Consider the following 13,578-nt stretch of genomic DNA (forward strand, 5'->3'; position numbering starts at 1 on the left):
ACAAAAATATAAAAAGTTAAAAATGAGGAAAAGAGTAGAAACAGCAATTAGTGACATCAAGAAAATGTTTCCTAGAACAATACATGCAGTTACACTTGAAGGTTTTCTAATAAAGTTAACTCTCTTTGTGTTTGGACTCCAATTAAACAAATCAATTAACTAGCAACTTGAATTAATTATACGGATTCATGTGATGTTAAACTCAAAGATTGTAAAAAATAATTCGTGAATTCGTGGCAGAAAAAATAAAGCTATAGAACAAATCAATTACAATAATCTGTTTTTAGAAATGCAATTTGTATTTTTGAATCATAGAAAAATGCACACATGAAAATTGTTATATCTCCAGCGAAATCACTGAATTTCGAAAAAGAATTACCAACATCTCAATATACTGAACCTTCATTCTTAAAAGAAGCAAGAGTGGTTCATAAAGTGGTTAAACAAAAAAAGCCTTCTGAATTATCAGAATTAATGTCAATTTCAGACAAACTAGCCGATTTAAACTGGAAAAGAAATCAGGATTGGAAAACACCTTTTACGCCTGAAAATGCGCGGCCGGCAGTTTATACTTTCGATGGTGACGTTTATACAGGATTAGATGCTTATACAATTCCGTTAGAAAAATTAGATGTTTTACAAGATAAATTAAGAATCTTATCGGGACTTTATGGACTTTTAAAACCATTAGATTTAATGCAGGCTTACCGTTTAGAAATGGGAACTAAAATGCCGGTTGCCGAATCTAAAAACCTTCACGAATTCTGGAAGCCTACAGTTACTAAAGCTTTAAATAAAGAATTGAAAAAAGACGAATTGTTTGTGAATTTAGCGAGTAACGAATATTTTTCGGCAGTTGATGTAAAAGCTTTAAAAGTTCCTGTAATTACGCCGGATTTTAAAGACTACAAAGACGGAAAATTAAAAATGATCAGTTTCTTTGCGAAAAAGGCGAGAGGTATGATGGTGCGTTATATTATTGATACCAATGCAGAAACTATTGATGATTTAAAAGGTTTCAATTATGAAGGATATCAGTTTGATGCCAATCTTTCAAAAGGAAATCATTTGGTTTTTACAAGATGATTTTTGAAGGCATAATTTTTTAAGTTTTTATTGTAAAATTCGCAAAGTTCATTTTATAAAACTTTGCGAATTTTACATTTATAAGAGTCTTAATTAAATGTATAAAATGAATCGGCTTAATTGCAAGATAAAGGACAAATTCAGCATCTTTTATTCATCGATTTTTAATTTCATTTCGTTAAGTTTGTCTTTAACAGCACTTCCGCAAAAATAAATATTTAAACAAGCATGAATCGTTCTGAACAGCTATTAAAACTACAAAACACACAAAATTGGGACGTAATAATTATTGGAGGAGGAGCAAGCGGTCTTGGAACCGCTCTTGATGCTGCCAGCAGAGGTTACAAAACAATCTTACTTGAAGCAGTTGATTTTGCAAAAGGAACTTCAAGCAGAAGTACAAAACTGGTTCATGGTGGAGTACGTTATCTCGCTCAAGGAGATGTGCATCTGGTGCGTGAGGCATTAAAAGAAAGAGGACTGCTGGCTCAAAATGCTGGTCACTTGGTTAAAAACCAATCGTTTGTTATTCCGAATTACAATCGCTGGAGCGGTTATTTTTATACGTTAGGATTAAAAGTTTATGATTTACTGGCGGGTAGCTTAAGTTTAGGCGCTTCAAAATATATTTCAAAAGAAAAAACGATCGAAATGCTTCCTAATGTGGAGGAAAATGGTTTAGCCAATGGCGTTATTTATCATGACGGACAATTTGATGATTCCCGTTTGGCTATCAATCTTGCACAGACGGCCGTAGAAAAAGGAGCCTGTGTTGTCAATTACATAAAAGTTGTCAATCTTATAAAAGACGACAAAGAAGCTGTTGTGGGCGTACAGGCAATCGATCAGGAAACCGGGACTAAATACGACATAAAAGGATCAGCCATCATAAATGCTACCGGCGTTTTTACAAATGCTATAATGAAGCTCAATGATAAGGTTTATAAAAAATACATTGTTCCCAGTCAGGGAATTCATTTGGTTTTTGATAAATCTTTTTTACCCGGAGATCACGCACTAATGATTCCGAAAACAAAAGACGGAAGGGTTTTATTTGCAGTTCCGTGGCATAATCGTGTTGTCGTAGGAACAACAGACACCCTAATCAAAAGTCACAGTTTAGAACCTGTGGCACTTGAAAGCGAAATTGAGTTTGTCCTCGAAACGGCTCAGCGTTTTTTAGCAAAAAAACCAAACAGAGCAGATGTTTTATCTGTTTTTGCAGGATTACGCCCTTTAGCAGCACCAAAAGAAGAAGGAAAAAGCACCAAAGAAGTTTCCAGAAGCCATAAAATACTTGTTTCTAAAACCGGTTTAATCACCATTACTGGAGGAAAATGGACTACCTACAGAAAAATGGCTGAGGAAATTGTGGATAAAGCTATCAAAACAGGAAAATTACTTAAAAAAGAATGTGTTACTGAACATCTTTCCATTCATGGAAATAAACCCACCAGTACTGTTGACCGCGAAAGTCATCTTTATATCTATGGTTCGGATATTATTAAAATAACTGAACTGCAACAAAGCGAACCAGAATTAAACGAAAAATTACACCCCAACCATGAATTCACAATGGCAGAAGTAGTCTGGGCTGTTCGTTTTGAAATGGCAAGAACAGTTGATGATGTCTTAGCAAGACGTGTGCGTTTATTATTCTTAGACGCCAGAGCTGCAATTGAATCTTCAGAAAAAACAGCAAGATTAATGGCAAAAGAACTCGGACATGATGAGGTATGGGTCAGTAAAGAAATTTCAGATTTTAAAAAAATAGCCAAAGGATACCTCTTATCTGAATTTCAATAAGAAAGGATCTAAGTCATACTCTTATAAGAGATAAACATCCTAACTCTATTTAAAACATTCACTAATTATTCTTAAATCATAATAAAATTAAAAATCAATGTCAGGCTGAGCGGAGTCGAAGCCCTTTCTTGTCTAAAAGTCTTCGACTCCGCTCAGGATGACATTTGTTAAATTATATCTTTAATCAATATAACTTTTACACTAATTATATAAGGCTTCTATAAAAACAACTTATTTTTATTAACGAAAAATTAACACAACACTTGTATATACAACAATTAAAAAGTTATACATTTGTATATACAAATTATACACTTACAACTATGACAATTGAAGAAGTTATAAAAAGTACTGTTAAGATGGATAATGCGAGAAAAGTTATTCTAAATATTATGTACACACAACATGTGATTCAGGATGATTTTAGCGAATTGATGAAGCCATATGATTTATCGGGAGAGCAATACAATGTACTACGTATACTAAGAGGACAAAAAGGTAATCCTGCCAATATGTGTGTGATACAGGAGCGGATGCTGGCAAAAACCAGCAACACCACAAGGCTTGTTGACAAACTATTATTAAAGGAGTATGTTACCCGAAATGTGTGTCCGGAAAACAGAAGGAAAATAGAAGTTCTAATCACCCAAAAAGGATTAGATGTTTTAAAAGAATTAGATCCGAAAGTAGATGCGCACGAACAACGATTTGCAAAAAATGTAACAGCAGAAGAGTTAGAATTATTAAACCAATTATTAGAAAAATACCGAACCCAATAAAATTAAAATCATGAGCACATTATTAGACAATTTAAACTGGAGATATGCAACCAAAAAATTTGATGCAACCAAAAAAATCTCTGATGCAGATTTAAATACATTAAAAGAAGCTGTTAGATTAGCTGCTTCTTCATACGGATTACAACCTTATAAAGTGGTTATCGTAGAAAACCCTGAATTAAGAGAGAAGTTAAAAGCGGCAGCTTACGGACAAACTCAAATTACAGATGCTTCTCAAATATTTGTTTTTGCAAACGATTTAAATGCTGGACCGGAATCTGTAGCTGCTTACATTAAAAACATCAGTGAAACAAGAGGTGTTCCTACTGAAGCATTAGGCGGATTTGCAGATATGATGAATGGCGTGATTTCAAACTTATCACAAGATGCTAAAAATATCTGGACAGCAAAACAAACTTATATTGCTTTAGGAACTTTGCTTGCCGCTGCTGCAGAATTAAAAATCGATGCAACTCCAATGGAAGGTTTCAATCCTGCTGCATTCAACGAAATCTTAGGTTTCGATAAATTAGGATTAAATGCTTCTGTTATCGCAACTGTAGGTTACAGACATGATGAGGACGAAGCTCAGCATTACAAAAAAGTTAGAAAATCTCAGGAAGAATTATTTATCACACTATAATTATTTAATAACAATCAAAATCAATTTCACAACATGAAAAATTTAAAAACAATTGCAATAGCATTATTCGTAGCAGTAGCTGGAGTTTCAGTAAACGCACAAACTAAAAAAATCGACGTAAAGGCATCTACTATCAAATGGGTAGGTAAAAAAGTAACAGGTGAGCACTCCGGAACTGTAAACTTCAAAGAAGGAGCTGTAGTTTTGAAAGGAAAAAAATTAACTGGAGGTAGTTTTACTGTTGATATGACTTCATTAACTGCAACTGATTTAACTGGAGAATACCAACAAAAATTAAACGGTCACTTAAAAGCTGATGATTTCTTCGGAACTGATAAATTCCCAACTTCAAAATTAGTTTTCAAAACAATCGGAGCTAAGTCTGCTGATGTGTACACTGTAACTGCTGATTTGACTATCAAAGGAATCACTAAACCGGTTACTTTTGACATCACTGTAAAAGGAAATACTGCTACAACTGCTTTCAAAGTTGACAGAACTAAATACGATATCAAATACAACTCTGGTAACTTCTTCCAGAATTTAGGAGATAAAACTATCAATGACGATTTCGAATTGGCTGTGTCTTTGAAGTTCTAAATTTCATATAAAAATTCATAAACCCCAACCGTTAATTTAACAGTTGGGGTTTCTTTTTTTATAGCACACCGATAAAAGACTTGAAAAGCCCGACCAAAAACACAATAGTAACGTTCTTAAAGTTGTGTTAACACTATGATAACATGGTAAAATGTTTTGATTAACATTTGGCTTCTAATTTTGGATTAGTTAAAAAACAGTAAAATCAAAAACTAGAAATCAAAATTATAGTTATGAAAACTAAAATCCACATTGCCATTATAACACTCTTAAGCACACTTTATCTTCAGGCACAACAACAAAAAGGAATCATCGGAACATCAAACTGGATGGATAACTGGACCAGTTTTAAGCCAGCAAATATAGAATATGGTGAAGCAACAAATATTATTGCCGGTACCATAGACAAAGACACCAAACTGCTAAAACGTAATGTATATCAGATAGTAGGCATCGTTTATGTAACCAATAATGCTGTACTATCTATCGAACCCGGAACGGTAATACGGGGCGACGATAAAACCTGCGGAACTTTGGTAATCACCAACGGTGCAAAAATTATGGCCGAAGGTTTAGAAACTGATCCAATCGTTTTTACTTCAAATAAAGGGACTACAGAAAGAAAACCAGGCGATTGGGGCGGAATAATCATCCTTGGAAAAGCGCCTATAAATAAATTAGGAGGAATTGCAACGCTTCCTTTTAATCTGGAAGCAACGCTAAACCATTATGGCGGTACTGATGCTGATGATAATTCGGGAATACTTAAATATGTACGAATTGAATATTCTGGCAGAAAATTGAGCGCTTTGAAAGAACTTAACGGACTTTCGTTAGCTGGCGTTGGAAGAAAAACAGTTTTAAGCAACATTCAGATCAGTTATTCTAATGATGATTCATTTGAATGCTACGGTGGAGATTTAAACATGAATAACCTGATTTCTTATCGAACAACAGATGATGATTTTGATTTTACGCAAGGAGCGCAAATCAACCTCAGTAACAGTATTGCTGTCCGTCATCCTTTTTCATCTGATATTTCGGGTTCAAGATGTTTTGAAGTAGATTCATACGATAAAATTGAAAATACAGACATGACTAAAAAAATGACCAAAATAAATGCCAGCAACATCACACTGGTGAATCTGGAAGAAAACAATCAGGGATTAGTTCGTGAATCTGCTCATATTGGAGAAAATACTTTTTTCAATTTAACCAATAGTATTGTTTCAGGTTTCGCTCCTTTTATGCTTTTGAATGGAAATATCGGAAATGGTGACGCAAATTTGTCAAAAATTACATTAAAAAACGTAATGGCAAACAATTGTAATGACGGAATTGTTAGTGAATCTTCAAGCAATGATGTCGGAATAAAAAACTGGTACAGCAAACCTGAATATGCTATAGAATTTACAAAAATCAAAAGCAGTGAATTGTTCTTAGTGCCTAATATTAAAGGGAATCCGGACTTTAGAATGAGACAGAACAATCTTGCTTCCCATAATTAAGGCATTCAAAAGCACTTTTCTTTTTTACAATTTTAACAAATTTATAAATTAAGAAAAGTTTTTTTTTTATTTTTGATATACTCTAATTCAAATTACATTTATATATTTGCATCAACAGAATAAGATTATGAAAATTACAATGAACAATACTTGGTGGTGGAAGAATTTACGTCAGACGTCGTGAACAAAGCTTCCTATGGTATTGTAAACTATAAATAAAAAAAGGCTTGTCATCACGACAAGCCTTTTTTTATGGCCAAAACTTTAACAAAAAAAAATATTAAACTAAAAAACAACATACATTGAAACCTTTTATACTCAACACCCATTACAAACAAATCCTGGCAGACACCATTACGCCGGTAAGTATTTATTTTAAAATCAGAGATAAATTTCCGAATAGCTTATTGTTGGAAAGTAGTGATTATCATGGAAATGACAATAGTTTCTCTTACATCTGCTGCAACCCGATTGCCACGATTAAAATCGAAAATGAAACTATTACCAAAACTTTCCCTGACGGATCATCAGAGCAAAACGCAATTGATACTTCAACTAATATTCCGGAAGTAATTCAGCAATTTTCTAGTCAGTTTAAATCTGAGAAAAATGATTTTAAATTCATCAATAATGGTTTGTTTGGATACATTTCTTATGATGCCGTTCGTTATTTCGAAAAAGTAGAAATAGCTAAAAAAGATTCGGCAACTTTAATTCCGGATGTTTTTTATGCGGTTTATCAAAACATCATTGCTATCAATCACTTCAAAAACGAAGCGTATATTTTTTGCCACAGTTTAGATGGAAGAAATAATATCTCTGAAATTGAACAATTATTACAATCCAGAAATATTGCTTCTTATAAATTCACAAAAGAAGGAGAAGGTTTCTCAAATCTGACTGACGAAGAGTTTAAGCACAATGTAGCTTTAGCTAAAAAACATTGTTTCCGTGGAGACGTTTTTCAATTGGTTCTTTCACGTCGTTTTACGCAAGGCTTCAAAGGTGACGAGTTTAATGTTTATCGAGCTTTAAGAAGCATCAATCCATCTCCGTATTTATTCTTTTTTGATTACGGGGATTTCAAAATATTTGGTTCTTCACCCGAAGCACAAATTATTGTAAAAAACAGAAAAGCAGAAATTCATCCCATCGCTGGAACTTTCAGAAGAACCGGAAATGATGAAAAAGATGCTGAACTGGCCAAAAAATTATCCGAAGATAAAAAAGAAAACAGCGAACACGTAATGCTGGTCGATTTGGCGAGAAATGATTTAAGCCGAAACGGTCATGATGTAAACGTAGAAAGATACAGAGAAGTTCAGTTTTTCTCGCATGTGATTCATCTGGTTTCAAAAGTTACGGGACATTTGCACGATAAAGCTACGACTATGCAGGTTGTAGCCGATACTTTCCCGGCAGGAACATTAAGCGGAGCTCCAAAACACAGAGCAATGCAGCTGATTGAGGATTACGAAAAAACAAACCGTAATTTCTACGGAGGCGCAATTGGTTTCATGGATTTTGAAGGCAATTTCAACCATGCGATTATGATTCGAACTTTCCTTTCTAAAAATCATCAATTACACTGTCAGGCTGGAGCCGGAATCGTAGCAAGTTCTGACGAAGAAAGCGAAATGCAGGAAGTTTACAATAAATTAAGAGCATTGAATACCGCTCTGGAAATGGCTGAGAAAATTTAGTTAAAAAAACAGTTTCAAGTTTTCTTTGTTTCAAGTTTCAGGTTAACTACAACGTGAAAATCTGAAACTTGAAACCTGAAACAAAAAAAACATACACAATGAAAAAAATATTAGTTATAGACAATTACGATAGTTTCACTTACAACTTAGTACACTATCTGGAAGATTTAAACTGCGAAGTAACCGTTTACAGAAACGACGAATTTGATATTGACGAAATTGCTTCTTTCGATAAAATATTGCTTTCACCAGGACCTGGAATCCCCGATGAAGCAGGTTTACTAAAGGATGTAATTCGCAAATATGCGCCAACAAAAAGCATTTTAGGCGTTTGTTTAGGACAACAGGCAATTGGAGAAGTTTTTGGAGGAACACTTTCAAACCTTGACAAAGTATATCACGGTGTGGCCACAAATGTAAAAAAATCAGTATCTGATGAATCATTATTTGATGGTCTTGAAGATGAATTTGAAGTAGGACGCTACCATTCATGGGTAGTAAACGCTGATTTACCAGATGTTCTGGAAGCGACTTCATTTGAAGAAAATGGGCAGGTTATGTCGTTACGCCATAAAACATACGATGTACGAGGAGTACAATTTCATCCTGAAAGCGTATTGACTCCTAACGGAAAAAGGATTTTAGAGAATTGGATTAAAAGCTAGTCAAAAGTTTTAAAGCCGAAAGTCATAAAGTGAAATACTTTCAACATTTTAAAACTAAAAAAAAGCAACACTAAAACAAATATCGTAATAAAAAGACATTAAGACTTTTGACATTCGACATTAAGGCTAAAAAATTAGTCAAAAGTTTTAAAGTCGAAAGTTATAAAGTCTAATATTAAAACTTAATCTTCCATATCTAAAACTAAAAAAAATCAACTCTAAAAATAAATACCAAAAGTCAGAAAACTTTAAGACTTTCGACTTTTGACTTTAAGACTAAATTAAATGAAAACTATATTAAACAAATTAATCAATCATGAAGTGCTTACGAAAGAAGAAGCAAAAAACGTATTGATTAATATTTCAAGCGGTCAATACAATCCGAGTCAGATTTCGGCATTTTTGACCGTATTTATGATGCGAAGCATTACGATTGAAGAATTAATCGGTTTCAGGGAAGCACTTTCTGAATTGTGTATCCGTATTGATTTATCTGATTACAATACTATCGATTTGGTAGGTACCGGAGGTGACGGAAAAGACACTTTTAACATTTCGACTTTGGCGTCATTTGTAACAGCCGGAGCCGGAATAAAGGTTACAAAACATGGTAATTACGGGGTTTCTTCGATCACAGGTTCCAGTAATGTTATGGAAGCTTTAGGTGTTAAATTTAGTAACGATCCTGGTTTCCTTGAAAAATGTGTAGACAAGGCCGGTATTTGTATTTTGCATGCTCCTCTGTTCCATCCTGCTATGAAACATGTTGGACCACTTCGTAAAGAACTCGCAGTCAGAACCATTTTTAATATTCTCGGACCACTAATTAATCCTTCTTTTCCAAAAAATCAATTATTAGGGGTTTTCAATCTGGAGTTAGCCAGAATGTATGCTTATCTCTATCAAAATACCGATAGTAATTTTACGATTGTACACGCTTTGGATGGTTATGATGAAATCTCTTTGACAGGACCAACCAAAATAATTACACATAGTACCGAAGGTATGCTTAATCCAGAAGACTTTGGTGTTAAATTAATTAAACAAAATGACATCAAAGGTGGTGAAACTGTTGCGGAATCGGCAGAAATTTTTATGAAAATCATTTCAGGAAATGGAACCGAAGCACAAAATAATGTTGTTTGTGCCAATGCAGCCATGGCTATAGCAACAGTCACAAAATGTTCTCCTATTGAAGGATTTGAATTGGCAAAAGAGAGTTTGTTTTCCGGAAAAGGATTGGCTTCTTTGAAAAAATTACAAGAATTGAGTCTTTAAAATTCAACAATTCAAATAAAATTATGATGCTTAAAAAATTTATTTTTGCGTTCGCACTCTTTCTGTCGATTCATTCTTTTGCTCAGAAAGTACCATTTTATAATGATATTCAGGCTTTCAAAAAAGAAGATAGTTTAAAGGCTCCTCTAAAGAATCCTGTGCTTTTTATTGGCAGTTCCTCTTTTACAAAATGGACTAGTTTACAACAGGATTTTCCATCGATTCCGGTTTTAAACCGTGCTTTTGGAGGTTCTGATTTATTAGATATAATTCGTTTTAAAGAAGAAGTTATTTTTAAATACCAGGCTAGAAAAATAGTAATCTATTGTGGAGAAAATGATTTAGCAAGTTCTGAAAAGATTACACCGGCCGAGGTTTTCAATCGCTTTAAAATTTTATATGAAAACATTAGAAAACAGCAACCAAAAGTTCCTATCGTTTATATTTCGATAAAACCAAGCATTTCCAGATGGAAAATGAAAGAAAGACAAATCGAAACCAATAAACTAATCGAAGCTTTCATCAATAAAAACAGAAACATCGTTTTTGTAGATATTTGGAAAAAAATGCTTGACGAAGATGGCAGCCCTAAAAAAGACATATTCAGTTCCGATAATCTACACATGAATGAAAAAGGATATGAAATATGGATTAAGGCTTTAAAAGATAAACTGAATTAGACAAAAAATAGAAATGAATATATTAGATAAAATAATCGTAGACAAACAAAGAGAAGTTGTTCTTAAAAAATCCATCATTCCGATTTCTCAATTGGAAAGTTCAGTGTTTTTTGGAAGAGAAACAATTTCTTTAAGCCAGAAATTAAAAGCAAGTTCAACCGGAATTATAGCAGAGCACAAACGTCGTTCGCCTTCAAAATCAGTAATTAATCATGGTTTTACTGTGGAAGAAGTTGTTAAAGGATATGAAGATGCAGGAGCCTGTGGAATTTCAGTTCTTACTGACGGAAAATATTTCGGAGGTTCTCTGGACGATTTGCTTTTAGCAAGAGCGAGTGTAAATATTCCGCTTTTGCGAAAAGAATTTATTGTAGACGAATACCAAATTTTAGAAGCAAAAGCACACGGAGCCGATTTGATTTTACTAATCGCAGCGGTTTTAACGCACGAAGAAATCAAATCATTATCTGAATTTGCTAAAAAATTAGGTTTGGAAGTTTTACTGGAAGTTCACAATCAGGAAGAACTGGAAAAATCAATTATGCCAAGTTTAGACATGATTGGCGTGAATAACAGAAACTTAAAAACTTTTGAAGTAAGCCTTGATTTCAGCAAAGAACTGGCTTCTCAAATTCCTGATGAATTTGTAAAAGTTTCAGAAAGCGGTATTTCTTCTGTTGAAGCGATTCAGGAACTCAAGCCTTACGGCTACAAAGGTTTCTTAATCGGAGAAAATTTCATGAAAACCGATAACGCCGGACAAGCCGCAACAGAATTTATTAATCAGCTATGAGCTATCGGCAGTCGGCAATGAGCAACTCAGTTCAAAGCCCAAAGCCCAAAGCCCATTGCTCAAAGCAAACAAAAAATGAAACTCAAAATATGCGGCATGAAATTTCCCCAAAATATACTCGAAGTAGGCTCACTCCTGCCTGATTATATGGGATTTATTTTCTGGGAAAAGTCCGCGAGATATTGTAACGAAAATGTACCTGAATTAGTGAAAACAATCAAAAAAGTAGGTGTTTTTGTTAATCAAAGCCAAGAGGAAATTCTTGAAAAAGTGAAAAAATATCATTTACAGGCTGTTCAGTTACACGGAAATGAATCGGTTGAATTTTGTTCAGAATTAAAAAAACAGCTTTCAAAGAAAATCGAAATTATTAAAGTATTTTCGGCTGATGAAAATTTTGATTTTGAAATTATTACACCTTTTGAAAATGTCTGCGATTATTTTCTTTTTGACACCAAAGGGAAATTACCGGGCGGCAACGGAACAACTTTCGACTGGAATATATTAAAAAAATACAATTCGAAAAAACCTTTCTTTTTAAGCGGCGGTATCGGAATGAACGAATTAAAAGCCATTGAAGAGGTTTCAAAAACAAAATTACCTATTTATGCTGTCGATGTAAATAGTAAATTTGAAATCGAACCAGGTCTGAAAAATAAAAATCTATTAAGCAATTTTAAACGCAAATTTGAAATTGTAAACATCTAAAATTTAAAAAAAATGAATTTTAACGTTGACGAAAAAGGATATTACGGAGAATTTGGAGGAGCTTATATTCCGGAAATGCTTTATCCAAATGTAGAAGAATTACGGCAAAAATATTTAAGCATCATGGATGAACCTGATTTTAAAGCAGAGTTCAGCCAATTGCTAAAAGATTACGTGGGACGCCCTAGTCCGCTGTATTTTGCAAAACGTTTGTCTGAAAAATACAATACCAAAATCTACCTGAAAAGAGAAGATTTAAATCATACCGGTGCACATAAAGTAAATAACACAATCGGGCAGATTCTGCTTGCAAAACGTTTGGGTAAAAAAAGAATCATTGCCGAAACAGGAGCGGGTCAGCACGGTGTGGCAACTGCAACAGTTTGTGCTTTAATGGGTATCGAATGTATCGTGTACATGGGCGAAATTGACATTGCGCGTCAGGCTCCAAACGTGGCACGTATGAAAATGCTGGGTGCAGAAGTTCGTCCGGCACTTTCGGGTTCAAGAACCTTAAAAGATGCCACAAACGAAGCTATCCGTGACTGGATCAACAATCCGGTAGATACACATTATATTATCGGATCGGCAATTGGACCGCATCCTTATCCGGATATGGTAACCCGTTTTCAAAGTATTATTTCTGAGGAAATTAAATGGCAGTTAAAAGAAAAAGAAGGACGTGAAAATCCTGATTATGTGGTTGCTTGTATTGGCGGAGGAAGTAATGCTGCCGGAACGTATTACCACTTTTTGCACGAGCCTGAAGTTGGAATTATCGCAGTGGAAGCAGCCGGAAAAGGTGTTGATAGCGGACACAGCGCCGCAACGAGTAAATTAGGAAAAGTAGGCGTTATTCATGGTTGCAAAACCCTTTTAATGCAAACGCCTGATGGTCAAATCACAGAACCGTATTCAATTTCAGCAGGATTGGATTATCCGGGAGTTGGGCCTTTGCACGCTCATTTGGCACAAACAGGTCGTGGAGAATTTTTCTCTGTTACAGATGATGATGCCATGAATGCGGGTCTTCAGCTGACTAAATTAGAAGGAATTATTCCGGCTATTGAAAGTGCTCACGCCTTTGCAGTTTTGGATCAAAAGAAATTCAAACCGACAGATGTGGTTGTAATTAGTCTTTCGGGTCGTGGAGATAAAGATTTAGACAATTATATTGACTATTTTAAATTGTAATAAAAGTTGTATTTTTGGGCGTTACCCAAGGGTCGGGCTGTCCGCTATATTCCCGATAACAAAAACTACGGCTAAAAAGCCTTGTTTTTCTAATCGGGAGATGCCGCTCCCATCCCTAACGCAAACAAATAACGA

At 34.4% G+C, this 13,578-nt stretch carries 13 protein-coding genes and 1 pseudogene; all 14 read left to right on the top strand.

Annotated elements, in window-relative coordinates:
• A pseudogene (locus AAEO57_RS20870) lies at positions 1-163 on the top strand (IS982 family transposase); the annotation flags it as partial.
• A gap of 164 nt (positions 164-327) precedes the next feature.
• Positions 328-1,086, top strand: a complete 759-nt coding sequence (yaaA, locus tag AAEO57_RS11225; RefSeq protein WP_341692604.1) for a peroxide stress protein YaaA — start codon at positions 328-330, stop codon at positions 1,084-1,086.
• A gap of 228 nt (positions 1,087-1,314) precedes the next feature.
• Positions 1,315-2,892, top strand: coding sequence for a glycerol-3-phosphate dehydrogenase/oxidase (locus AAEO57_RS11230; protein ID WP_341692606.1), 1,578 nt, complete (start codon positions 1,315-1,317; stop codon positions 2,890-2,892).
• A gap of 323 nt (positions 2,893-3,215) precedes the next feature.
• Positions 3,216-3,671: a MarR family winged helix-turn-helix transcriptional regulator gene (locus AAEO57_RS11235; protein ID WP_341692608.1), complete on the top strand. Its 456-nt coding sequence runs from the start codon at positions 3,216-3,218 to the stop codon at positions 3,669-3,671.
• Between the two features lie 10 nt (positions 3,672-3,681).
• Entirely contained in the window at positions 3,682-4,314 is a 633-nt protein-coding gene (locus tag AAEO57_RS11240) for an NAD(P)H-dependent oxidoreductase (protein ID WP_341692610.1), read from the top strand.
• A gap of 33 nt (positions 4,315-4,347) precedes the next feature.
• Positions 4,348-4,914, top strand: a complete 567-nt coding sequence (locus AAEO57_RS11245; protein ID WP_341692613.1) for a YceI family protein — start codon at positions 4,348-4,350, stop codon at positions 4,912-4,914.
• A gap of 233 nt (positions 4,915-5,147) precedes the next feature.
• Positions 5,148-6,422, top strand: coding sequence for a hypothetical protein (locus AAEO57_RS11250; RefSeq protein ID WP_341692615.1), 1,275 nt, complete (start codon positions 5,148-5,150; stop codon positions 6,420-6,422).
• A 302-nt stretch (positions 6,423-6,724) separates the two neighbouring features.
• Complete coding sequence (locus AAEO57_RS11255; protein WP_341692617.1) at positions 6,725-8,125, top strand: anthranilate synthase component I family protein; 1,401 nt, start codon at positions 6,725-6,727, stop codon at positions 8,123-8,125.
• 98 nt (positions 8,126-8,223) lie between these two features.
• Positions 8,224-8,790, top strand: coding sequence for an anthranilate synthase component II (locus tag AAEO57_RS11260; protein WP_341692619.1), 567 nt, complete (start codon positions 8,224-8,226; stop codon positions 8,788-8,790).
• 285 nt (positions 8,791-9,075) lie between these two features.
• On the top strand, positions 9,076-10,068 hold the full coding sequence (gene trpD, locus AAEO57_RS11265; RefSeq protein ID WP_341692621.1) for an anthranilate phosphoribosyltransferase: 993 nt from the start codon (positions 9,076-9,078) through the stop codon (positions 10,066-10,068).
• Positions 10,069-10,091: 23 nt separating this feature from the next.
• Positions 10,092-10,748: a GDSL-type esterase/lipase family protein gene (locus tag AAEO57_RS11270; protein WP_341692623.1), complete on the top strand. Its 657-nt coding sequence runs from the start codon at positions 10,092-10,094 to the stop codon at positions 10,746-10,748.
• A 13-nt stretch (positions 10,749-10,761) separates the two neighbouring features.
• A complete protein-coding gene (trpC, locus tag AAEO57_RS11275; protein WP_341692625.1) occupies positions 10,762-11,541 on the top strand; it encodes an indole-3-glycerol phosphate synthase TrpC in 780 nt (259 codons plus the stop codon).
• A 75-nt stretch (positions 11,542-11,616) separates the two neighbouring features.
• Positions 11,617-12,249, top strand: coding sequence for a phosphoribosylanthranilate isomerase (locus tag AAEO57_RS11280; protein ID WP_481129030.1), 633 nt, complete (start codon positions 11,617-11,619; stop codon positions 12,247-12,249).
• 12 nt (positions 12,250-12,261) lie between these two features.
• Complete coding sequence (gene trpB / locus AAEO57_RS11285) at positions 12,262-13,443, top strand: tryptophan synthase subunit beta (RefSeq protein ID WP_341692629.1); 1,182 nt, start codon at positions 12,262-12,264, stop codon at positions 13,441-13,443.
• The last annotated feature ends 135 nt before the right edge of the window (positions 13,444-13,578 follow it).

The organism is Flavobacterium calami (assembly GCF_038290035.1).
In the GTDB taxonomy this organism is placed as follows: Bacteria; Bacteroidota; Bacteroidia; order Flavobacteriales; family Flavobacteriaceae; genus Flavobacterium; species Flavobacterium calami.